Annotated in this window: 26 protein-coding genes; 19 read left to right on the top strand and 7 right to left on the bottom strand. The window is 69.5% G+C overall.

Annotation, left to right across the window (positions count from 1 at the left end; translation table 11 throughout):
* Window positions 1–97: 97 nt before the first annotated feature.
* Window positions 98–538, top strand: a complete 441-nt coding sequence (locus tag POL67_RS26605) for a hypothetical protein (protein ID WP_271921964.1) — start codon at window positions 98–100, stop codon at window positions 536–538.
* Here POL67_RS26605 and POL67_RS26600 read toward each other — a convergent pair.
* Both POL67_RS26600 and POL67_RS26595 read right to left on the bottom strand, forming a co-directional pair.
* Window positions 507–1,157, bottom strand: a complete 651-nt coding sequence (locus POL67_RS26600) for a hypothetical protein (RefSeq protein ID WP_271921962.1) — start codon at window positions 1,155–1,157, stop codon at window positions 507–509. The two genes, POL67_RS26605 and POL67_RS26600, sit on opposite strands and share 32 nt — an antisense overlap.
* A gap of 288 nt (window positions 1,158–1,445) precedes the next feature.
* Entirely contained in the window at window positions 1,446–2,114 is a 669-nt protein-coding gene (locus tag POL67_RS26595) for a hypothetical protein (protein WP_271921960.1), read from the bottom strand.
* A 49-nt stretch (window positions 2,115–2,163) separates the two neighbouring features.
* Between POL67_RS26595 and POL67_RS26590 the strand changes: the two genes are divergently transcribed.
* Both POL67_RS26590 and POL67_RS26585 read left to right on the top strand, forming a co-directional pair.
* Window positions 2,164–2,907, top strand: coding sequence for a PP2C family protein-serine/threonine phosphatase (locus POL67_RS26590; RefSeq protein WP_271921958.1), 744 nt, complete (start codon window positions 2,164–2,166; stop codon window positions 2,905–2,907).
* A gap of 62 nt (window positions 2,908–2,969) precedes the next feature.
* Window positions 2,970–3,623 carry a TetR family transcriptional regulator gene (locus POL67_RS26585; RefSeq protein WP_271921956.1) on the top strand — a complete coding sequence of 218 codons (654 nt, stop codon included), beginning with the start codon at window positions 2,970–2,972 and terminating at the stop codon, window positions 3,621–3,623.
* A 31-nt stretch (window positions 3,624–3,654) separates the two neighbouring features.
* On the opposite strand, the gene POL67_RS26580 is transcribed toward POL67_RS26585, so the two are convergent.
* Window positions 3,655–3,933: a hypothetical protein gene (locus POL67_RS26580; protein WP_271921954.1), complete on the bottom strand. Its 279-nt coding sequence runs from the start codon at window positions 3,931–3,933 to the stop codon at window positions 3,655–3,657.
* 59 nt (window positions 3,934–3,992) lie between these two features.
* On the opposite strand from POL67_RS26580, the gene POL67_RS26575 reads away from it, so the two are divergent.
* The 3 genes from POL67_RS26575 (at window position 3,993) to POL67_RS26565 (ending at window position 6,382) form a co-directional block, all read left to right on the top strand.
* Window positions 3,993–4,160, top strand: a complete 168-nt coding sequence (locus POL67_RS26575; protein WP_271921951.1) for a hypothetical protein — start codon at window positions 3,993–3,995, stop codon at window positions 4,158–4,160.
* 307 nt (window positions 4,161–4,467) lie between these two features.
* Complete coding sequence (locus tag POL67_RS26570) at window positions 4,468–5,664, top strand: glycoside hydrolase family protein (protein WP_271921949.1); 1,197 nt, start codon at window positions 4,468–4,470, stop codon at window positions 5,662–5,664.
* 46 nt (window positions 5,665–5,710) lie between these two features.
* Window positions 5,711–6,382: a tRNA-uridine aminocarboxypropyltransferase gene (locus POL67_RS26565; protein ID WP_271921947.1), complete on the top strand. Its 672-nt coding sequence runs from the start codon at window positions 5,711–5,713 to the stop codon at window positions 6,380–6,382.
* Between the two features lie 25 nt (window positions 6,383–6,407).
* Here POL67_RS26565 and POL67_RS26560 read toward each other — a convergent pair whose 3' ends face one another.
* The gene (locus tag POL67_RS26560) at window positions 6,408–6,896 is read right to left on the bottom strand and encodes a MarR family winged helix-turn-helix transcriptional regulator (RefSeq protein ID WP_271921945.1); all 489 of its coding nucleotides are present in this window, start codon (window positions 6,894–6,896) and stop codon (window positions 6,408–6,410) included.
* Window positions 6,897–6,947: 51 nt separating this feature from the next.
* Here POL67_RS26560 and POL67_RS26555 point away from each other — a divergent pair, with 51 nt between their 5' ends.
* Window positions 6,948–7,352, top strand: coding sequence for a nuclear transport factor 2 family protein (locus POL67_RS26555; RefSeq protein ID WP_271921943.1), 405 nt, complete (start codon window positions 6,948–6,950; stop codon window positions 7,350–7,352).
* Window positions 7,353–7,377: 25 nt separating this feature from the next.
* Here the strand turns inward: POL67_RS26555 and POL67_RS26550 are convergent, their stop codons facing one another.
* Window positions 7,378–8,697 (bottom strand): cytochrome P450, encoded by a 1,320-nt coding sequence (locus POL67_RS26550; RefSeq protein WP_271921941.1) that lies wholly within the window; start codon window positions 8,695–8,697, stop codon window positions 7,378–7,380.
* Window positions 8,698–8,804: 107 nt separating this feature from the next.
* Here POL67_RS26550 and POL67_RS26545 point away from each other — a divergent pair, with 107 nt between their 5' ends.
* From POL67_RS26545 to POL67_RS26530, 4 genes are read left to right on the top strand one after another with little or no spacing between them, the layout of a single operon-like run.
* Window positions 8,805–9,317 carry an endonuclease V gene (locus tag POL67_RS26545; RefSeq protein ID WP_271921939.1) on the top strand — a complete coding sequence of 171 codons (513 nt, stop codon included), beginning with the start codon at window positions 8,805–8,807 and terminating at the stop codon, window positions 9,315–9,317.
* Window positions 9,314–10,087: a hypothetical protein gene (locus POL67_RS26540; RefSeq protein WP_271921936.1), complete on the top strand. Its 774-nt coding sequence runs from the start codon at window positions 9,314–9,316 to the stop codon at window positions 10,085–10,087. The genes POL67_RS26545 and POL67_RS26540 overlap by 4 nt, the downstream gene beginning before the upstream one ends.
* A 38-nt stretch (window positions 10,088–10,125) precedes the next feature.
* The gene (locus POL67_RS26535; protein WP_271921934.1) at window positions 10,126–11,052 is read left to right on the top strand and encodes an alpha/beta hydrolase family protein; all 927 of its coding nucleotides are present in this window, start codon (window positions 10,126–10,128) and stop codon (window positions 11,050–11,052) included.
* Between the two features lie 55 nt (window positions 11,053–11,107).
* Complete coding sequence (locus tag POL67_RS26530; protein ID WP_271921932.1) at window positions 11,108–12,871, top strand: monovalent cation:proton antiporter-2 (CPA2) family protein; 1,764 nt, start codon at window positions 11,108–11,110, stop codon at window positions 12,869–12,871.
* 792 nt (window positions 12,872–13,663) lie between these two features.
* On the opposite strand, the gene POL67_RS26525 is transcribed toward POL67_RS26530, so the two are convergent.
* The gene (locus tag POL67_RS26525) at window positions 13,664–14,647 is read right to left on the bottom strand and encodes a bile acid:sodium symporter family protein (protein ID WP_271921929.1); all 984 of its coding nucleotides are present in this window, start codon (window positions 14,645–14,647) and stop codon (window positions 13,664–13,666) included.
* A 189-nt stretch (window positions 14,648–14,836) separates the two neighbouring features.
* On the opposite strand from POL67_RS26525, the gene POL67_RS26520 reads away from it, so the two are divergent.
* The 5 genes from POL67_RS26520 (at window position 14,837) to POL67_RS26500 (ending at window position 17,410) form a co-directional block, all read left to right on the top strand.
* Complete coding sequence (locus tag POL67_RS26520) at window positions 14,837–15,226, top strand: hypothetical protein (protein WP_271921927.1); 390 nt, start codon at window positions 14,837–14,839, stop codon at window positions 15,224–15,226.
* Window positions 15,227–15,381: 155 nt separating this feature from the next.
* Window positions 15,382–16,170 carry a HipA family kinase gene (locus POL67_RS26515; RefSeq protein WP_271921925.1) on the top strand — a complete coding sequence of 263 codons (789 nt, stop codon included), beginning with the start codon at window positions 15,382–15,384 and terminating at the stop codon, window positions 16,168–16,170.
* The gene (locus POL67_RS26510; RefSeq protein WP_308789552.1) at window positions 16,154–16,546 is read left to right on the top strand and encodes a DUF3037 domain-containing protein; all 393 of its coding nucleotides are present in this window, start codon (window positions 16,154–16,156) and stop codon (window positions 16,544–16,546) included. Before POL67_RS26515 ends, POL67_RS26510 begins: the two co-directional genes overlap by 17 nt.
* 92 nt (window positions 16,547–16,638) lie before the next feature.
* Window positions 16,639–17,037 carry a hypothetical protein gene (locus POL67_RS26505; protein WP_271921921.1) on the top strand — a complete coding sequence of 133 codons (399 nt, stop codon included), beginning with the start codon at window positions 16,639–16,641 and terminating at the stop codon, window positions 17,035–17,037.
* 13 nt (window positions 17,038–17,050) lie between these two features.
* Window positions 17,051–17,410 (top strand): hypothetical protein, encoded by a 360-nt coding sequence (locus POL67_RS26500; protein ID WP_271921919.1) that lies wholly within the window; start codon window positions 17,051–17,053, stop codon window positions 17,408–17,410.
* A 1-nt stretch (window position 17,411) separates the two neighbouring features.
* On the opposite strand, the gene POL67_RS26495 is transcribed toward POL67_RS26500, so the two are convergent.
* Window positions 17,412–18,953 (bottom strand): sigma-54 interaction domain-containing protein, encoded by a 1,542-nt coding sequence (locus POL67_RS26495; protein WP_271921917.1) that lies wholly within the window; start codon window positions 18,951–18,953, stop codon window positions 17,412–17,414.
* 155 nt (window positions 18,954–19,108) lie between these two features.
* On the opposite strand from POL67_RS26495, the gene POL67_RS26490 reads away from it, so the two are divergent.
* Genes POL67_RS26490 through POL67_RS26480 form a run of 3 tightly spaced genes read left to right on the top strand, consistent with a single transcriptional unit; the run spans window position 19,109 to window position 21,494 of the window.
* Window positions 19,109–20,347, top strand: a complete 1,239-nt coding sequence (locus POL67_RS26490) for an RtcB family protein (RefSeq protein ID WP_271921915.1) — start codon at window positions 19,109–19,111, stop codon at window positions 20,345–20,347.
* Window positions 20,344–20,982 (top strand): peptide chain release factor-like protein, encoded by a 639-nt coding sequence (locus POL67_RS54315; RefSeq protein WP_373372372.1) that lies wholly within the window; start codon window positions 20,344–20,346, stop codon window positions 20,980–20,982. Before POL67_RS26490 ends, POL67_RS54315 begins: the two co-directional genes overlap by 4 nt.
* A 17-nt stretch (window positions 20,983–20,999) precedes the next feature.
* Window positions 21,000–21,494: a hypothetical protein gene (locus POL67_RS26480; RefSeq protein WP_271921913.1), complete on the top strand. Its 495-nt coding sequence runs from the start codon at window positions 21,000–21,002 to the stop codon at window positions 21,492–21,494.
* The last annotated feature ends 9 nt before the right edge of the window (window positions 21,495–21,503 follow it).

Here is a 21,503-nt window from a genome sequence, read left to right as displayed (position 1 = left end):
TCACGCCGGCATTCGTGCGCGTCGGGGCATGCCCATGGAGCGCTGGACGTCGCAAAAACCTCGCGTCCGGGTCCCATCGCATGTAAGGCTCCCGGGGATGGCACGCACTCTCCGCCTATCGCTCGTCCTCGCCGCCCTCGGGATCGGCGCATGCAGCCCGACGACGTCGTCGATGATCGGCTACGCCTCGGCCCGCGCCGACCGCGAAGCGCGTTTCTTCGTCGTCGGCGATACCCTCGTGATGACGGTCCGCGACCCGCCGGGCGTGGTGCTCGTCCCCTACCCGCCCACGCTCGACGAGGGCCGCGTCGTCGTGAACGCCGGCCTCGCGAGCGCGGGCGACGGCGGCGTGCACGTCCATTGCTTCGACGTGGCGCAGCTCTCGCCGCCCAGCGATTGGCCCGAGCGCCTGTACTGGCGCGAGCCCGACAACACGCTTTCCCGCGTGGCCGAGGTCGATCGCAGCGACGCCGCGCACGCGCTCGCAGCAAAGTGCCCCGCCGAGGTCAAAGCAAGTCGCGCGTCCAGCCGACCGTGACGAGCGCGCCGAATCGGTGGGTGCCGATCGTGTGGGTGGACGTCATTGCCCGGGGAGTGCCGTCGAGCCAGTCCTCTTGCATGTAATACGTCGTGACCGTCGAGCGCGTGAGATCCCCATCGTAAGACCCCATCAGCCCGAGCTCGACGTGATTCTGGCTGCGGCGGCCGAAGATGTAGCTCGCGCCGACGCGCGCGCCCGCGAAAGGCGTGGACCCGTCGGCCCCCGGATCGGCGCTCAAGAAGCGGGCCCCCACGTTCTCATAGGCGTGGATCCCGAGTGCGCCGCACGCGACGAGGCGCAGGCCGAAGGACGTGCGCCACGCGAGCCCCGCCGTTGCCCCGAAACCGGCGTAGTACGTGAAGGCCTCGGTGCCGACTTCGGCAAACCCACCGGCCTCGAACAACCCCAGCCGATACCGCGCCTGGATACCGAGCATCCCGCCGCGATTGTAGCCCTCGAAGATGCCCGTGTAGGCGCCCACTGCGACGTCGCGAGACGGCACGTTGCCTGCCTTCGCGGCGTCCGCATCCACGGTATCCTGCGCGGCGGCCGGCGTGGCGCAGAGCAGGAAGGCAGCGCTGATACCAAAGCACATTTCCGGCAATCGCGTTTTCATGGGAAGCTCCTTGTTCGTATTGCCCTGGCAATCCACATGCCCGCTGCGCCTGCGAAGCATGGGTGGCGAGCCATGAGGCGGGTGCGAAACGAGCTACCGCGCGTAATGTCGGGCGCGACACGTCCGTGAGCGCGTGGTGTGGCGCCCGTGGCACGTTCGTGAAAGGAGGAATCGAAGGGATGCGCCCGCCAAACCCGAACCGGGTGTGGGCGGTCCGCGTCACGCGGACAGGGAACCGTATCTCCGCGGCACAGGGCGGGACACCCGCGCCATGGATGATGTCGCGATCTACTTCTTCGCCTTGCCGGCCGCCGGGAGCACCGTCGCGAGGGCCGCTTTGGCCTCCGCCTCGGTGCCCTTCTCCAGCGCGATGGCGAGGATCACGTCGGCCGGCTCGTCGACGAACACGCCGATGGCGGCGCCCTTGAACTCGTCCATCCCGTGCTCCTTCGCCGCTTCGCCGTCGATGAGCGAGCGCGGCGTGAGGTTCGCGATGGGCGACTTTTCCGGCTTCTTGGTGGGCCGCACCAGACGCACGCGCGCCTTCTTTTTGCCATTCGCGACGTCGAACGAGTGCGACTCGTACACGCCCTCGACGAAGAAGGTGTTCGTGCCGTCGACCGTCTTCCACGGGCTCGCCTTGAAGGCCTCGCGCAGATCGGGCTGCTCGATTTCGCTCAGGCTCTTGCCGGCGATCTGGTGGGTCGAGGCCGGCTTGGTGAGCGGCGTGGGGACGTCGGCCGCGGGCTTCGCGGCGTCGGCAGCGGGCGCCTGGGGGGCGGCGCTCGGCTCCGCGGCGGGCGCCGGCGTGGCCGCCGGGGCGGGCTCCGCGGCGGGGGGCGGGGTCGCCGGCGCCTCCGCGGGCGCCTCGGGGGCGGGCGTCGCGCCGCCGCAAGCGGCGCCGAGGACGACCACGGCGAAGAGGAGCGAGGAGGAAACGGTCTTGGAGAGATTCATCGTGGGCGCGCCTCTACTACAGCACGCTCGTGCCGTATAGAATCTTGGCATGGGCTCGCTCGACGTCTCTCCCCTCGCCGCCGGCACGACCGACACGAGCCGCCATCGCGAGCGAAATGAGGATCGATTCGGCGTCTTCCCCGACCTCGGCCTCTTCGTCGTGGTCGACGGGATGAGCGGCGCGTCCGGGTCGGGCGAGGTCGTGGCGAAGATCGCCGTCGACGTGATGCGGGAGCATTTCGAGGCGACACGCGACGCACACGCGGGGGCCCACCGCCTCGCCGAGGCGGTACGTCTCGCGAACCGCCGGGTCCTCGAGCGCACGTCCACCGAGCGATGGCTCTCCAACGGCGCATGCACCCTCGTGGCCCTCGCGCTCGACGCGGAAGGCGTCCACGTGACCCACGTCGGAGACAGCCGTGTGTATCGGCTCGTCGGCGAGGGCCTGGAGCAGCTCACGGAGGATCACTCGCTCCTCGCCGACGCCCATTGCCTCGGGATCTCGCTTCCCACCGACGTGCCCCCCGAAACCTTCGCCAAGATCCTCGTCCGCGCCGTCGGCATGCAGGAAGATGTCGTGTTCGAGGTCCAGACGTTCGCCGCCCGCCCGCGCGACGTCTATCTGCTGTCGACCGACGGGCTCCACGACTTCGTTCCGCCCGACGAAATGGCCGCGGTGATTCGCGCGAATCCCGACCTCGACGCCGCCGTGCAGGGCCTCCTCGGCCGGGCGATCCATCACGACGCAGCAGACAACATCACCTGCGTGCTCGTCGTGCCCCACCCAGGATGATTTCGCGCCTCCCTGCACGGAACGCTTGACGGCGCGCGCCCGTGCCGCGATGCCTTTTCCCCGTGGCCCGTCCCGTCAAGGCTGATTCCGAGACCACGAAGAGACGCATCCTCGAGGCGGCGGGGCGGCTCTTCGCGGTCCACGGCATCAACGGCGCCAGCCTCCGCGACATCGCGGCCTTCGCAGGGCTGAGCCAGAGCCTGGTCAGCCATTATTTCGGGGGGAAGGAGCAGCTCTACCACGCCGTGGTGCGCGGCATGCTCCGCGAACTCGACACGCTGGGCGAGGCGCTCACCGCGGACCTCGCCGAGCGCCCGGCCACGCCGGAGGAACTCCTCCATCGTGCCGTGCGTACGGGCTTCCGCTTCACGCGCGAGCACCGCGACGCTGTGATGCTGATCCAGCGCTCGTTTCTGGAGAAAGGCCACCTCGACGAGGACACGTTGCTCGGCAGCTTGCTCCCGTTTCTGGAGCAGAGCTCGCTCGTGCTCGCGGCGCTCACCAAAACCTCGCCGCGCGCGCTGCGCCTCACCGTGCAGAGCAGCATTTACCTCGTCGTTCGGTACAGCCTCGCGCCGACCCACGAGCTCGCCGCGATCGCCGGCACGACCGGGGCGCCCGAGCACGAGACCCTCGCGGCCGTCGAGGAGCACCTCGTCGAGACCGTCGCGTCCATGACCGGCCTCGGCCGCGCCGCTCGCTCTTCCGCCCTTTGACGCAAACCCGCAGCGGGGTTTGCCTTCCGGATCACTTGGGGGCGTTCACGCAGGGGAACGGGATGCCGGAGCCGTTGCCGCCCCAGCGGATCGCGCCACCGGCCGCGTCCCGCGTGACCGCGATGGGGAAGACGCGGCACGCGTTCTCGTCGGTCTCCTTCTTCAGCCGCACCACGACCGCCGTTTCGAGGATGTGGTGCGTAAGCACGCCCGTGATCTTGTTCCGGACCGGCCCCCATTGCGCCGAGATCACGCGGGCGCCGAGCACGATCTCGTTGTCCCAGTCGCGCTGGTCGTCGACGAGCTTCACGATCTCCGGCGCGAGCTTGCTTCGTGAAGGGCACCTCGGCGTCGCCCGTGAGGCTCGCCATGGTCCGCGTTTTGTTGTCGGTGTACTCGACGACGTTGAAGGAGGGGATGTACGACGCCGGCTTGCCGGCGTACGCGCCGTTCACGTCGACCCGCAAGGAGTGGCGGGGCTCGTCGCACTTGGGCATCAAGTTGTGCGGCGACTCCTTCGACCAGAAGCGCGCATAGAGCGGATCGCCGAGCGTGTACTCCTTGTACATGCTGCTGTCGTCGGCGCCGTCCTTGGGGATGGGCTTCGACGAGAAGACGACCTGGCCCGCGTATTTCTGGTGGAGCGGGCCCTCCCAGGCGCCGGGATCGACGTAGTCGCTGCTCCCCGGCGCGGCGGGGGCCTCCTTCGACGCTTCGCTCGCCGCGTTGCTCGTTTCGCTCTCGGAGCTCCCTGCGATTTGCCCCAACAAAGAGACGCACCCCGTGAGGCCGAGCGCGCCCGGTTTCGTGCCGTCCAACAACTTCTGTGTAAAATCGCCCCCCGATGGCCGACGCACGCACCCACCTCGGCGACGCGCACAACTTCGGGCGCCGCGTCGCGCGGCGCGACGGCCGCATCGTCAAGCCCCGCACGGTCTTCTGGGAGTGGCTCCTGCTCGCGGCGGAGAGCCCGCTCCGGCGCTTCCTCGACGAGACCGCCGAGCGAGAGGGGCTCGGCGCCGACGCGTTCGGCTTTCTCCCCGATCTGAAGTTCTTTTCTCCGCGAGCGCGGGACGGCGGCGAGGTGGAGGCCGTCACGCTGGAGCCGCTGCCCGCGCCTTCGAGCGCCGCCGAGAGGCGTGAGCTCGCGCGTATCGTGGGCCGATCGCTCGCGCTGTGGAGCTTCCTCGGGGTCGCCGATCTGCACTGGGAAAACCTCGTGCTCGGCGTCGATGGGCGCGGCCGCGTGGTGTTCACGCCGCTCGACGTCGAGATGATCCTCGCCGACCTGTCGCTCCCGACCGAGACGAAGCTCCTGCCGGACGCCGATCCCGAGTACGCGGCGATCTGTCGCCACGCCGCCGGGGTTCGTCGCGTCCTGCCCTATCTCGGCAAGCCGATCGACCCGGCGGATCTGGTCGCGATGGCGAGCGCCTACCGCAGCACGTTCGTCTTTCTCGAGCGGCACGCGCGCGCGATGGCCGGCGTGTTCGCGAGCCTCCCGGAGCTCGGGGAGATGCCCATTCGGGTATGCCTGCGCGGGACCGAAGAGTACGTGCGCGCCCGCCCCGAATCGCTCTGGCCGCCGCTGCTCGACGCGGAGAAGGCGCAGCTCGCCCGCGGCGACATTCCCTACTTCTTCCAGCTCTACGGGCGGCGCGGCATTCACTGGTTCGGCAATCGAGAGCTGACCCAGATCGAACGGCTCCCGCTCGAAGGGGACGTGCCCCAGCCCGATCCGGTGCTCCAGGTCTCGCGTGGCTTTCGCTCGCCCACACGAGCGACGCTGCGCGACGATGGGCTCTTCGCGCTGCTCGGCGCCTTCGACCACAAGTCCTTCGCCGGCAAGCACGAGGCCGATGGGCTCGCCGTCACCTTCCGGAAACGCGCGCTCGTCGTGAACCTCCCCGACGGCGACGAGCTCGAGTCCCGGCGCGACCTGAGCTCGTTCGTCGGGAAGGTCTATCTGCCTTGTCGCTGCGGGGAGGTGCTCTCGGTGTTCGTCCCCGAGGTGACCGTCTGCGAGGCCGCGACGCGCTGATCGCAGATCGCGGTCCCCTGCCCCCTCGGCGTGGTAACGTCACGCCGTGCTCCCCGCCTGTGACACTTGCCGCCGCCCGACCGTCGCCTGCGTGTGCGACCGTATCGTCTCGTACCCGACGGACCGCCGCGTGCTGATCCTCCAGCACCCGCAAGAGCAGGATGCGCTGCTCGGCTCGGCGCAGATCGTGCTGGCGAGCTTGCCGCGGGCGCAGCTCGTCGTGGGCTTGAGCTGGCGCAACCTCGGTCACGCGCTCGGCGAGGAGGACGTCGATCCGCACAAGTGGGCGGTCCTCTTCCCCGACAGCGAGGCGCAGAGCGACGTCACCACGAGGCGCGGCGCGCCCCTCGATCCCCAGGCGCTCGAAGGGATCCTCGTGCTCGACGGGACCTGGTCGAAGGCGAAGACCTTGTGGTGGCGCAATCCCTGGTTGAACAAGCTGAACCGCATGAACCTGCGGCCGACGAAACCTTCGATCTACGGCCGACTGCGCGCCGAGCCGCGGCGCGAGTACGTCTCGACGCTCGAATCCGTCGTGGCCGCGCTCACGCTCTGCGGGGAGAATCCGGAGATCGAGGCGGGCCTCTCGCGTGTCTTTCGCACGCTGATGCAGCGCGTCCGTGACGCGAACCTCGCGCCGGAAGAGCGAAAGCTGCCGCGACGGACGCGTCCTCCGCGTGGGCCCAGGCCGCCAAGGCCGAACACGCCGACGGAGTGAGGCGGAGGCGAGCGCGGGCCGCATCCTACTCCGGTGGTCGGACGCGGCGGGCGCGGACGGCGTCGGCGCCGCCGAAGAGCTCCAGGATCTCGGCGAGCGCCTGACGGGTGCTCGCGAGGCGCTCCTTGCCAAGCTGTTTCGCGAGGGTGCGATCGATCCGCGCGCGGGCGGCGCGTGCACAGGTGATGGCGTCGTGCGCGCGCGCGCTGAGCCTGAGCCGGCGCACCCGCGCGTCTGCGGGATCTGCGACGCGCGTCAGGTAGCCGAGGGATTCGAGCTCGGCGGCGGACTTCGACGCCGCTTGCTGCGTGACGCCGAGCAGCTTCGCGAGCTCGCTGATGGTGCGGTCCAGGGCGAGCAGGTGCTGGAACACGAGCCCGTGCGACATCCGGAGGTCCGGATGCCCGGCCGCGCGGAGCTCGCCGAGGACCTCCGCGCTGAGCGTATACCCGACGAAGAGCGCGAGCGAGCCGACGTCGAGGTCCGAGGGGTCCACAGGAGCAGCCTTCGTCATGCGCAGAGGATATGGTTGACAACCTAGGTTGTGCAAAACAGGTTGTGTACCATGAACGAAGCGCAGAACGTTTCACCTGCCGTCGATCTCGCCCTCGCTTTCGTGGAGCGGGTCCAGTCCGGCGGCGACATCCAGGGGCTCGTGACCGAGGACGTGCAGGAGGAGGAACTGCCGAACCGCATTTTCGCCTCGGGCGCGCGGCGCGACCTCGCGGCGATGCGGGCGGGGGTCGAGCGGGGAAAGACGATCTTCGCGGAGCAGCGATATCGGGTGTTCCGCGCGTTCGGGGACGCGGCGCAGGCCGTGCTGGAGATCGAGTGGACCGGCGTGCTCGCCCTTCCGCTCGGCTCGCTCGCGAAAGGCGCGACGATGCGCGCGGCGTGCGCCTTCTTCTTCGACGTGCGGGAGGGCAAGATCGCCCGCGTCCGCCATTACGACGCGTTTGATCCGTTCTGACGAGCGGCGCGCGCTCGAGTCGCCTTCAGCCGAGCGGACCCTCGACGATCATCCGCACCCCGCTTGCCGGCCCTGCATTGGCCGCGCGCACGGCGCCGTTGTCGGGCTTGAGCGACGCGAGCCGCAATCGATGGCGCTTGAGCCACGTCCCGAGCACGAGCTTCATCTCGTAGCTCGCCATCGCCGCGCCGAGGCATCGCCGCGCGCCGCCGCCGTACGGAAGGAACTCGAACGGCGAATACGAGCGGTCGAGGAAACGCTCGGGCGAAAACCGCATCGGCTCCGGGTAGACGTCCTCGCGGAAATGGGCGACCGAGATCGCCGCGACCACGCCCGTGCCGGCCGGCAGGTTGTACCCCATCAAATCGAGGGGCCGGAGGAGCTTGCGCGGGGCCGGCGCAGGCGCGAGCGGGAAGCGGCGGAGCGTTTCGTTGCACACGGCCTCGAGGTACGGGAGTTTTCCAATTTTTTCTGGTTCGGGATCGGGCCCGAGGGACACGAGCTCTTCACGCAGGCGCCCGAGCGCGGCGGCGTTTTCGGGTCGGTGCAGCGCATAGAGGGCCCAGGCGATGGCGATCGCGGTGGTCTCGTGCCCGGCGAAGACGAGGAGGATGAGCTGATCGCGGATCTCGTCGTCGTCCATCGGCTCGCCGTCCTCGGTGCGCGCGGCGAGCAAGAGGCTCAGGATGTCCTCGCGCGGCCCCGTGGCGCGGCCTTTTTCAATGAGCTCGTCGAGCGCGGCGTGGAGGCGGCGGCGGCGCTCCAGGAACCGCGCGTAGGGGCCGACGCCCCCGAATTCGCGGCGCAGCGCGGGGAAAAGCGCGATCAGCGGCGAGATGCCATTCGTGGTCTCGAGCAAGAGCTTGGCCAGCGCGTCCATGCCGGCGCGCTCGGTGACGCCAAAGACGACCTGCAGGATGACGGCGAGCGAGAGCTCCTGCAGGACGTCGGACATCGTGACGGTTTGTCCATTCTGGAAGCCGGCGGCGCGCTCCTCGGCGAGGCGCACCATCTGCTCGCCATAGGCGCGCATGCGGGCGCCGTGGAACGGGGGCATCATGAGCTTGCGCGCCCGCTTGTGCGGGGCGCCGCTGGCGAGGATGAGCGAGCGGGGCCCGATGAAGACGCCGAGGTCCTGATTGAGAGGCTCGAAGGTGTCCGGATCGGCCGTGTAGATGGCCTTGATCCCGGCGGGATCGCCCGTCATGACGAGCGGGGGTTTGCCCGGGAAGCAGAACGGATCGCCGTACTTCTGCGTGAGCGGCTGCATGCAGCCGATCGGATCACGCATGTATCGAACGAGGCTCGTGATGCTGGTGCGCGGCCCAGGCGGCAGGTTCCCCATCGCAAGATGATGCCAAGTTCAGAGCGGCACCACAACGCAAAGTTACCGCAGCGGTGCGGCACGAAGGCGCTCGTCCACCGCGCTGAAAACCGGTTACCCTTCGCCGCATGCTCGCCTGCGTCGACGTCGCCTACGCTCCCGACGACAGCTTCGCCGTCGCCGCCGGCCTGCTTTTCCGCCGCTGGGACGACGCGGCCGTCGCAAACGAGCTGACGGCCCGCATCGACGAAGTCGCGCCTTACGAGCCCGGCGCGTTCTACCGGCGCGAGCTGCCGCCGCTCCTCGACTTGCTGCGCAAGGTCGACCCGCTGCCCGAGGTCGTGGTCGTGGACGGGTACGTGTGGCTCTCGGCGGACGGGCGGCCGGGGCTCGGGGCGCGGCTCTTCGAGGCGCTCGGCGGGCGGGTCGTGGTCGTCGGCGTCGCGAAGACCGCGTTCCACGGCGACGCGCCTTCCGTCCCGGTGAAGCGCGGCAAAAGTGAAAAACCGCTCCACGTGACGGCCGCGGGCGCGACGCCGGACGAGGCGGCGGCGTGGATCCAATCGATGCACGGCCCCCACCGGCTCCCCACGCTGCTCGCCCGCGTCGACAGGCTTTGCCGGGACGCGCTCACCCGATGAAAGACAAACGCCTTCGCATCGCCTTGCGCCTCCTCACGGCCGCCATGCTCGTCGCCCTCGTCGTCTTCGAGGGGCGCAGGCTCCTCGATCCCCTCACCCGCGTGTTTCCCCGCGAATGCGCGGCCGTGACGCCTTCGCCGCCCGCCGTGGAGACCACGCTCGTGCCCGCGCACGTGCTCGGCCAGGAAAACCTCTGCCACCGCGTATCCGACGGCCATTGCGAGCGCCTCGCCGGCGGCGACCATGTCTCCGGCGCCTGCAAGAACGGAGCAATGGACGGGGACTGGACGGTGAAGGACGCGGCGACGGGGGCCTTGCGCTGGTCCGGGCACTACGAGGGCGGCTGGGCGAGCGGCGCATTCCAGATTTGCGCAGACGCCGCGCATTGCGACAGCTTCCGCATCGATCACCTGCACCTCGACGGCCCCGCTGCCACGTGGGAGCGCGACGGCGACCGGTGGATCGAGCTCTCCGGCCGATACGAGCGTGGCCGGCGCGTCGGGCGATGGGTGCGCCGCGTCGACGGCAAAGGCGCGGTCCGCTCCGCGCTGGTCCACGACGAGCAGGGCCTCGGGGCGAAAGAGTTTTTCTATTGCACGAATGGCAACCTGAAGGAAATCCGCGGACAACGCACGATCCTTTACGATGCGCAGAATCACCCCCTCGCGGAGCGGGGCCCCGAGGGACCGCTGCGGATCCTCGATGCCGCGGGAAATGTGGTCCGGGACGCGCGTCCCGACGAGGAAACGACGCTCTGTCCCCTTCCCTGAGCTGCGCGCCGCCTGCCCGTTCTGGTACAACGGACCCCATGCGCTCGCCGCGCCCCTGTCTGCGTGATGCCCGTCGCCGCGTCGGCCTCGTGGTGTCCCTCGTCCTGCTCGCCGGATGCGCGGGCCCCGAGGCCAGCAAACCCCCGGAGCCCGCGGCCTCGTCCGGCGCCGGGGGGCCGCCGACGGGGCCCGCGCGCCTCTCCTACGGCCCGGATCCCTCGCAGATCGGCGATCTCCGCCTCCCGAATGGCGAAGGGCCGCACCCCGTGATGGTGATCCTCCACGGCGGCTGCTGGTCCAGCGGGTATGGCAAGGACCTCATGGACGGGATGAGCGAATCCCTCACGAAGGCAGGTTTCGCCACCTGGAACGTCGAATACCGCCGCCTCGGCCATGCCGGCGGCGGGTATCCGGGCACGCTCACGGACGTGGGCCTCGCCGTCGACGCGCTCCGGGAGCTCGCCCCGACGCACCACCTCGACACGACGAAGGTGTACACGGTGGGCCATTCCGCGGGCGGCCACCTCGCCGTATGGGTCGCCGCGCGCCCGAGGCTCGCCATGGAAAATCCTCTCCGCGGCGCCGATCCGCTCCCCGTCGCCGGCGTCGTCGCCCTCGCGGGCATCCTCGATCTCGCCGAATCCGTCGACCTCGGCGTCTGCGGCGGCGCAGCCGCAAAGCTCCTCGGGGGCAGCCCGAGCGACGTCCCCGCGCGGTACGCCGAGGCCTCGCCGCGGGCGCTCTTGCCGCTCGGCGTGCGCCAGATCCTCGTGCACGGGGCGGACGACAGCATCGTCCCCCTCGTGACGAGCTCCCATTACCAGGACGCCGCGAAGGTCGCCGGCGAGAAAAACATCACCCTGAAGGTCGTCGAGGGCGGAGATCATTTCGACATGATCGAACCCTCGTCGACGAAATGGGCCGACGTCTCGCAGGCGATCGTCGGCGTCGCGGCGCTTCCCTGATGGTCCCGGCCAGGTTGTTCGCTCACCCCCGTCCCCCTTCCTCGATTTCCCCGCAATGCTGACCCAATCCGCCATTTTCCTCGTCGCGGCCGTCGTCGCCGTCGCTCTCTTCAAGCGCATCGGGCTCGGCACCGTGCTCGGCTACCTCGCAGCCGGCGCGCTGATCGGTCCCTCGGGCCTCGGGCTCATCCACGACGTCGACCAGACCCTTCATTTCGCCGAGCTCGGCGTCGTCTTCCTCCTGTTCCTGATCGGGCTCGAGCTCCAGCCGAGCCGCCTCTGGACCATGCGAGGCACCGTCTTCGGCCTGGGCGGCGCCCAGGTCGCAGCCACGACAGCCGTGATCACCGGGATCGGCCTGCTGCTCGGCGCGCCCCTGCCCGCGGCCGTCGTCGCCGGCGTGGGCGTCTCCATGTCCTCGACGGCCTTCGCCACGCAGATCCTCGGCGAGAAAAACGAGCTCGGCACGCCACACGGGCGCAGCGCATTCGGGATCCTGCTCTTCCAGGACGTCGCGGCCATCCCCGTCCTCGCGCTCGTCCCGCTGCTCGGCCCGACGCCTGCGGCCAAGACCGGCAGCCCCCTCACGAACGGCCTCGTCATCGTGGGCGTAATCGCGGGGCTCATCGTCGCGGGCCGGTTTCTCCTGCGCCCGGCGTTCCGGTTCATCGCCGAGGCCCGGAGCCATGAGCTCTCCACGGCCACCGCGCTCCTGGTCGTCATCGGCACGGCGCTCGTCATGGCGCGCGTCGGGCTCTCGATGGCGCTCGGCGCGTTCATCGCCGGCGTTCTCCTCGCCGACTCGGAGTACCGGCACGAGCTCGAAGCCGACATCGAGCCGTTCAAGGGCCTGCTCCTCGGCCTGTTTTTCATGGCCGTCGGGATGTCCGCGAACCTGCGCCTACTCAAGGACCGGCCGCTCGTCGTGATCGGCCTCGTCCTCGCGCTCGTCGTGGTGAAGATGACCGTCCTCTACGCACTCGGCCGCGCCGCAAAGCTCAGCGGGCGCGGAGCCGCGAGCCTCGGGGCGTCGATCTCGCAGGGCGGCGAGTTCGCATTCGTCATCTTCAGCGTGGCCCGCAGCGCCACGGTCCTGAAGCCCGAGACGACCGAACTGCTCGTCGTCGTCGTCACCCTCTCCATGGCCTTGACGCCGCTGCTCTTCCTCGCCCGCGACCGCATCACGGCGCATCTCGCCGCTGCAGATCGCCGCTCCTTCGATCAGATCTACGACGAGGGCAGCAGCGTCATCATCGCCGGGTTCGGCCGCTTCGGGCAGATCGTCGGCCGTGTCCTGCGGCTGAAGCGCATCGCATTCACCGCGCTCGACGCGAGCCCGACACACGTCGATTTCGTCCGCCGTTATGGCAACCAAATCTATTACGGCGACGCCTCCCGCGTGGACCTCCTCCGCGCGGCGGGCGCGGAGCGGGCGCGGCTCATCGTGCTCGCCATCGACGACATGGACGCTTCGATGCGCACGCTCCACGTCGTGCAGTCCCATTTCCCGAACCTCACGATCGTCGCGCGTGCGCGCAATCGGCAACACGCCTACGCGCTGCTCGACGCGGGCGTCACGAACATCATTCGGGAAACCTTCGCGGGCAGCCTCGACGCAGCCCGAATCACACTCGAAGCACTCGGACTCCCATCCGACAACGCGCGGGAAGCCGTGCGCAGGTTCGGCGAGTACGACGAAGCGCAGGTCCGCAGGGCCTTCGTCCTCCGCCACGACGAAAAAGCCCTCGTCGAATCAGCAAAGCAGTACGGCGCAGAGCTCGAGCGCATCTTCGAGGAAGACGCCGCCCACCGGAACTAGAGCCTTTCTCCAGGGGGCGCGGAGCTGGGGCTTTGCCCCAGACCCCACCAGGGGCTGTCCGCCCCTGGACCCGGACCAGCGCAAGCGCTGGACTCGGGGTCGATGAACTGCGCTCCGCGCAGTTCATCGAACAGCCGGGGTCAAGACCGCAAACGACCCTGCCCACCAAGGCCGCGGCGCTGCAGGTTCAACCGGCAGCGTCTCCGTTGCCGACTTGGCACCCACCTCCATGGTCTTGCCACCGGCCCGTTGGAAGAACTGCGCGGAGCGCAGTTCTTCCATCACCGGTCCAGGCTGTGCCTGGTCCGGGTCGAGGGGCGGACAGCCCCCGCGGGGTCCGGGGCAGCGCCCCGGCGCGGCGGTCCTTGGCCCCTGGGACCGCCCCCTCTGGCGCCGCAGGATGGGGGCGCAGCGTGCGCTTGGGGACCTGCGGCGCTGTCGGACGGGGGACGGCCTTGCGGGGGGAGACTTGCGGCGCTGCAGGTTGGTGTCTTTGGAGTGGGGGTTTCGAGGTGCGGCGCTGTTGATGGGGTGTGGGGGAGCGCGGAGGGCCGCCTGCGGTGCTGCGGGGCGGAGGACGCGCCCGGGGAGCGGCGGTTCACGATGCCTGAGGACGGTGGGCGCGCGGATGGGGACCGGGTTGCGGCGCGGCGGGAGGCCGTTCGCGGGGAGCGATCACGATCTTGCGGGGATGCAGGGCATTCCGCGCCTGGTGCTGGCCCCATGGGGGGGTCCTCGGGCTGAGCATTTGTGCTGGGGCAACGGCCCAGCTCCGCGCCTCCAAAAGAACGCTCAGGCTTCTGCCAGGGCGAGACGTGCCTGACGGTTCGCGATGACGCTGACGATGACGAGCTGACAGAAGTGGTAGAGCATGATGGGCGCGAGGATCAGGCCGAGGGCTGGGTTCGCGCCGAAAATGATGGGCGCGAGCGGCACGCCGGTGGCGAGTGATTTTTTGGAGGCGCAGAAGAGACAGGCGACTGTGTCGGGTCGGTTGAAGCCGAGCAGACGGCAGGGAATCATCATGAGCGCGTAGATGAGGACGAAGAGCGCGAGGACGCCGAGCAGGATCTCCACGATTCGCAGCGCGTCCTGGCCCTGCCAGATCCCCTCCATCATTGAATCGGAGAACGAGTTGTAGACGATTGCGAGGATGATGGCCCGGTCGGCGAGCTTGATCTGCTTTTCGTTGCGCTGCGCCCAGGCGGCGAGCCCATGGCGCGCCACCTGGCCGATGACGATGGGCAGCAGCACCAGCAGGACGATCTTCCCGATCACGGGCAGCAGCGGCATTGCCTCGCCGCTCGTCGAGAGAAACCAGGCCATCAAGAGCGGCGTCGCGAAGACCCCGATCAGGCTCGACAGCGTGGCATTGAAGATGGCGGCCGGCACGTTGCCCTGGGCGAGCGACGTCATCGCCACCGAGGAGGAGACCGTCGAGGGGAGCGCGGCGGTATAGAAAAAGCCGATCCAGATTTCCTGCGGCAAAAAGCTCTTCAGCGGCGTGCCGAAGAGCAGCACCACCACCGGGAAGAGCACGAAGGTGCAGAGTTGCACGCAGAGATGCAGCCGCCAGTGCTTGATCCCGGCCTTCATCTTTTCCGGCGCGAGTGTCAGGCCGTAGAGGAAAAAGACCACGGCGACGCCGTAGGCCGCGACTTCGTTCATGTGCAGGATGCCGCCCGTCGCGCCGGGCCCGGGCATCGCCATGGCGAGCGCCACGACGGCGATGAGCGCGAGGAGAAAACCGTCGATCGTGAAGCCGCGGATCGTCATGGCCTCGCCTTCCTTAGCGTGGGGTGCGCCAAGGGGAAAGCGCGCTGCCGGCAAAGCGGCTTCGCCACGCCGTGAGGTTCGCCGCCTCCTCGACCGTCAGCGTGCTGGCAGAAGCGCCGCGCGCGCCCGGCCGGCCGTGCCCCGGCATGAGGGGCCTATCCCTCGGGGGCGTCGACGTGCGATAGCGCAATGATGCGAAAGATTCTCTTTCTCCTCCCGATCCTCGGCATCCTCGCGTGTGGCGACCTTCTCGATCAGGCGCCGCTCGGCACGAAGCAGGCGCGCTGTGACCTTCGCCCCGAGCGACCGCAGTGTACCGACATTCGCAACTTCAAGGGTCCCTCGCTGATCACGTTCCAGGGCGTCTGCGCGACGCTCGAGGCCACGACGAAGAGCGCGTCGTACGAGGAGGGCGCCGTCTGCGACCTCTCGGACGCCTGGGGGGGCTGCCAGTCGAGCAACATCGACGGCCACCGGCAGACGAACTGGTACTACAAGGGCGACGACAAGTACCCGGACGAGGCCGCGGCGAAGGCGGAGTGCGAGAGCGGCCAGACCTGGGTGGCGCCGGAGAACTAAAATTTTCTCTCGCGGCGCGGGGCTCTCGTCCCGAGGGGGACGCCTCGCGTCCCCCTCTCGCCCGGGCAAAGCCCGGTCGATTCACCCCCCGAGGCGAGCTCGCTTCGCGATCTCGCAGAGCATCGAACGGTTCGATGCTCTAGACTGCGCCGCGCATGCTGCGCACCATCAACGCTGTCCGGTACGTCACCCCGCTGCGCGAGGGAGGGTCCGTGCCTGCGCTCGTGGAGGCCAACGACGATGGGCTTTACGTCGTCAAGCTCCGCGGCGCGGCCCAGGGGCCGAAGGCGCTCATCGCCGAGCTCGTGGCGGGCGAACTCGCGCGCGCCGCGGGGCTCTCCGTCCCCGAGCTCGTGCTCATCACGCTCGACGCCGCGCTCGGCCGCGCCGAGCGGCACCGCGAGATCAGCGACCTGCTCGACGCGAGCGTGGGCCTGAACCTCGCGCTCGATTACCTGCCGGGCAGCGTCACCTTCGACCCCGTCGCGGGCCCGACGCCGGATCCCGTCCTGGCCTCGCGCCTCGTGCTCTTCGATTCGTTCGTCACGAACGTCGACCGCACGCCGAAAAACCCGAACCTCTTGACCTGGCACCGCGCGATCTGGCTCATCGATCACGGCGCATCCTTGTATTTCCACCACGGCTGGGGCCCCTCGGATCCGCTCGCCGAGAGCCGTGATCCGTTCACGTTCGTACGAAAGCACGTCCTCTTGCCCTGGGCGACCAAGCTCGCCGAGGCGGCGGCGCACCTTCGGGCCTCGTGGTCGGAGGCGTTTCTCACCCGGGTCGCACAGGCGATCCCGGACGAATTCCTCACGGACGACATGGGATTCGCTTCCCCCGACGCCCACCGCGCTGCGTATGGCGCGTGGCTCTCGGCGCGGCTCGCCGCGCTCCCCTTGATCCTCGCGGAGGCCGAGCGTGCCCGTGCCGAACTCGTTTGAGTACGCCATCGTGCGTGTCGTCCCCCGCGTCGAGCGTGGCGAATGCATCAATGCGGGCGTCATTCTTCATTGCGCCGATCATGATTACCTCGGCGCGCGGATCGAGCTCGACGAGGCGCGGCTCCTCGCGCTCGCGCCGGACGTGGACCTCGATGCCGTGCACCGCCACCTCGCGGCCATTCCGCGTATCTGCGAGGGCGGGCGCGACGCGGGGCCGATCGGGCAGCTCTCGCGGAACGAGCGTTTCTCCTGGCTCGTCGCCACGCGCAGCACGATGATCCAGACGTCGGCGGTGCACGTGGGCCTTTGCGACGCGCCGGACGTGGTGCTCGAACGATTGCTCGACAAGCTCGTCCGTATACCGCGTCCGCGGTGATGGGTGGTCATTCGAGTTTCCAGCACGCCTTCGTCTTCAGAATTTACGTTCCTTTGGCTTGGAAGCGTCTATACTCCCCAAAGGAGCCAGGAATGAACCAGAAAAACTTGCTATTCGCGGGCCTTGGCCTCGTCGTGGTCTTCGCGACGGGGTGCGGGCCCGACATTGCGGGGACATGCGAGGCGCAGGAGGCGTGTTTGGGCGGCAACGAGGCCGACATCGACGCCTGCATCGCGTCGTACGAGGGCGTACGCGACACGGCGTACGGCATCGGCTGCGGCGACGAGTTCGACACGTTCGTCACGTGCTCCGAGCCCTTGCTGGAGTGCTCGAGCCAGTCCACGGGGGAGATGTGCATGTCGAACGGTGACTGCAACGGCGGCGCCGTTTGCAGCAATGGGCAATGTATGACCAAGGCCTTTGGCGTCCCCTTGACCAACACGGACACGTGCGAAGCCGAGCGGAACACGTATTCGCGCTGCAACAACTGAAGGAGGTAGGAGCATGATTCGAACGATCCTCGTGAATGCCGCCCTCCTCCTGGGACTCGCCTCCGCTTCGGCGGGGTGCTCCCGGGCGCAGGTCGTTTGCGACATCATCTGCGAGTGCGAGCACTGTAGTGATGAGGACGAGATCCAGACCTGCGAGCAGTTCGCGACGCGGGAATCCGTGGCCGACGCCTACGATTGCGGCGACGCCTGGGCGACCTACACGACCTGCATCGAAGAGCAGGGCAAGTGCGACGAGAAGGAAGCCCGCTACTCGACCATAAACGACAACAACAACGACGTGTGCGAAGACGAGAAGAACGCCCTCGACTCGTGCATCGACGCGGCCTCGGCGCACGGCGGCGCTCGATTCTGACCTAGGCTTCGTCGTCCTCCGCCATCCCGAACGCCCGCATCTTTCGCTTCAGCGTATTCCGGTCGATCCCGAGCGCCCGCGCGGCCCGGCTCAGGTTGCCGCCCTCCGCCGCGAGCGCGGCCACGAGCGCCGCACGCTCCGCAGCCTCGACCACGTCCCGGAGCGACCGCACCTCGCTGCCGTTGCCGCGCCCGCCGCCGCCCTCGCTGCCGCTTCCGCTTCCGCCGCCGCTTCGGATCTCCGGGGCCAGATCCGACACGTTCACCACGTCATCGCAGAACACGGCCCAGCGCATCACCTCGGCCCGCAGCTCGCGCACGTTCCCCGGCCAAACGTGGCTCGCGAGCGCCCGCATCGCCTCACGCGTCACCCGGAGCCGCCGCCCGCCCTTTTTCCCCCGGATCTCCGCGAGGAACGACTCCACGAGCAGCTCCACGTCCCCCGGCCGCGCGCGGAGCGGCGGCACCAACAGCGTCGCCCCGCGCAGCCGATAGTAGAGATCCTCCCGGAACGCGCCCGCCTTCACCATCGCCCCGAGATCCCGGTGCGTCGCGGCCACGATCCGCACGTCGACGTCGACCTTCCCCTCGCCGCCCACGCGCCGCAACGTTCCTTCCTGCAGCACGCGCAAGAGCGCCGCTTGCACCCGCGGCTGCATCTCGCCGATCTCGTCGAGGAAGAGCGTTCCGCCGTGCGCCTGCTCGAACACGCCGCGGCGCCGTTTCCCCGCGCCCGTGAACGCGCCCGCCTCGTGGCCGAAGAGCTCGCTCGACAGCACGCCCTCCGCGAACACCGAGCAGTTCTCCGCGACGAACGGCCCCTCCTTCCGCGGCGAAAGCGCATGGATCTCCCGCGCGCAGAGCTCCTTGCCCGTGCCCGTCTCCCCGAGCACCAGGACCGGCGCGTCGCTCGCCCCCACCCGATCGAGCTTCGCCCGTAGCTCCACCATCGGCGCGCTCTCGCCGAGCAGCAATGAAGCGCCCTTCTGCGCCGCCGCCCGGAGCCGGGCGAGCTCGTCGCGCATCGCGCGGATCTCCGGAAACCCCTCGATGTCGAGCCGCACCTCGCGCACGGCCTTCGGGTGCGGCACGGGCACGAACGCGGGCGGGATCACCTGCAGCATCCGCGCGGGCAAGAGGCCCGCTTGCACCAGGATCACCCACAACGTCTGCGCTTGCGGTGTGCCCGCCGAGAGCAGGACGTCGAGCGCCACGTTCGAGGCCAAAAGCTCCGACTTCGCCCGCCCCACGAGCGGACCGAGCGCGCGGAACAGCATCCCGTAATCGGAAGGATCGGTGACCGGCACGACCACGAGCTCGACCTTGCCGATCCGCGCCTCGATCGAGCGGCAGAGCGACCGCGCCGGCGCCTCGCCCTCGGGGATCGTCAGCACCCACGCGACCTCGTAGCGGCTCTCGTCCTGATCGAGCAGCCGCAGCACCGGCCCCCGATCACTCGACGGCCGCGGCGCGTGGTGCGACGGCGTCCTCCCCGTCACCCCCGCATCCGACCACGTCAGGAGCGCCCGCTTCACCTGGTGCATCGTACACCATGCATGGTGCGCCATGCACCGTCGTTCTGATGCGCCATGCACCACCTCGCCGAGACCACCCCCCAAATTCCCGCGAAATCGGGCTGGCACGGTTTCCGCATTACGGGGCCGCGAAGTCAATCAACGACGGTTCCGAGATTCCTGTCATGGGCACTTCTTCTCTCCCCCAACCTTCCCTTCCCCCGCACGCCCGCATCTTCGCCCGCCCCGATGTCTGGATGGAGGGCGACGCGATCACGCAGTTCACCCGCGTCGCCGAGCTTCCCGGCTGCGTGCGCGCTGCGGGCATGCCCGACCTTCATTCCGGACGCGGGCCCATCGGCGCCGCGTTCGCCTTCCAGGAGCGCGTGCTCCCGTACCTCGTCGGCGGCGACGCCGGGTGCGGCGTGCTCCTCTTCGCCACGACCGCCTCGCCGCGCGCCGTGGACAAACTCGAGCGCCGCGTCCGCGCCGCGATGGACGAGGATCCGCTCGCCGACTGCGACCCGCTCGAGGTCTTCGACGCCTGCTGGCACAAGGGCGCGAAGGGCCTCGCCGAGGTCGCGAACGTACCGGACGACATCGCCGCGATGGCCGAACGCGAGCGCGAGCTCGACCTCGGCCCGAGCGGAGATCCCGCGGTCTACCGCGATCCTTCGCACGGCCGCGCGCTCGGCAGCATCGGCAGCGGCAACCATTTCGCCGAGATCACGCGCGTCACCGAGGTGCGCGACGAGGCCACGGCGGACGGGATGGGCCTCGAGAAAGGCGGCCTCGTCGCGCTCGTGCACACGGGCTCGCGTGGGCTCGGCGCGCAGATCGGGCGCCGGTACGGCGACGCCACGCTCACGGGCGAGGCGATCGACGTCTACCTCGCGGATCTCGCGGGCGCCGTGCGGTTCGCGCAGGCGAACCGCTTCCTCGTCGCGTGCCGGTTGCTCCGCGCGCTCTCGGCCTTGCGCCGGGACAAGGTGCGCGGCGTGATCGACATCGTGCACAACACGATCCGGCGCGAGGACATCGCGGGCAGCCCCGTGTGGATCCATCGCAAGGGCGCCGCGCCCGCGAGCCGCGGCGAGGCCACGGTCGTGCTCGGCAGCCGCGGCGCGCCCTCCTGGGTGCTCCTTGGCCATGGGCACGAGGGCGCGCTCGCGTCGGTCGCGCACGGCGCGGGACGCCGCATGACCCGCACCGAGGCGCGGGCCAAGCTCGCCACGCGGTACAAGCGCGCCGAGCTCGGCCGCACGGCGCACGGCGGCCGCATCGTGTGCGACGACGCGGACCTGCTCTACGAAGAGCACCCCGACGCCTACAAGCCGATCGAGCCGGTCGTCGCGAGCCTGGTCGACGAGGGCCTCGCCGCGCCGATCGCCTCGCTCGTGCCGCTCGTCACGGTGAAGCAATGAAAAAGCTCGTCGTGCAGGTGACGGCCGGCTACGGGCCCGTGGAGGTGCGCAGGTTCGTCGCGCTCCTCGCGGCGCGGCTCGCGGACGCGTGCGCCGCGCGTGGCCTCGTCGTCGAGGAGACGGTGACCCACGGCGACGAGGAGTCTCCCCTTTCGGTGGAGCTCGTCGCCTCGGGAGATCCCGCGCTCCTCGAAGGCGAGGTCGGCACGCACGCGCTCGTCGCGCGCAGCCCCGATCGCGGAAAGGCCGCCCGCAAGCGCTGGTACGCGTCCGTCGTGCTCCACGAGGACGAGGAGGTTCGTGTGGACGACGGGGCCGCGATCGACCCGCGCGACGTGGAGGTGACGACGATGCGGGCGAGCGGCCCTGGCGGGCAGAACGTGAACAAGACGGAGACGGCGGTCCGCGCGAAGCACGTGCCGACGGGGATCGTCGTGCGGGTCGCGGACGAGCGATCGCAGCGGGCGAACCTGCGGCGCGCGCTCGCGCGGATCGCGGCGCTCCTCCGGGCGCGGTCCGTGCGCGCGGCGGCCGCGAAGGAGGCCGCGCGCTGGTCGTCGCACGCGCGGCTCGAACGAGGCGCGCCGGTGCGCTCGTACGCGCTCTCGTCCGAGGGCGCGCTCGTGGAGACGTGAGCCTTCAGGGGTGAACGATGCGAAAAGACATGTTCGAGCTCATCATCGAGCGGCCGCGGTACGACTGGGGCCGCGGGCGCGGCGCGGGCAAGGGGCGTTACGCGACGCGCATGAAGGCCGATCCCGAAGCCGCGCCGCTCAAGGAGGGCATGAAGTACCGCGGCCGCACGCGGGATCTGAACGAGAACCTCGCCCCACTCCGCCGCTTCCTCGCGCGCCGCGTGGGCCGCCCGTGGGACGCCGTGTGGTCGGAGATTCGCGCTTCCCTCTCGCCCGACAGCGCCGTGCAGAAGCACGTCTTCGATCACGTCCTCCAGTTCGTCGAGCGAAACCCCGTCCTCATCGACGGCATTCCGTACGCGCCCGACGGCCGCGGCCCGCGGCGGGAGGAGTTCTTCCCGCTCCGCAGCCATGGCCTCTGGCGATCCTTTTACGTTTGTCCGCGGACCGGCCTGCTCTGCGACGCTAGCGAGGCCCATCGCCGCCGTAAAAAACGCGCTCCGCAGGCATGACGTCGTTGT

The organism is Polyangium mundeleinium (assembly GCF_028369105.1).
GTDB lineage: Bacteria > Myxococcota_A > Polyangia > Polyangiales > Polyangiaceae > Polyangium > Polyangium mundeleinium.
This window is presented reverse-complemented; position numbering and strand designations above follow the sequence as displayed.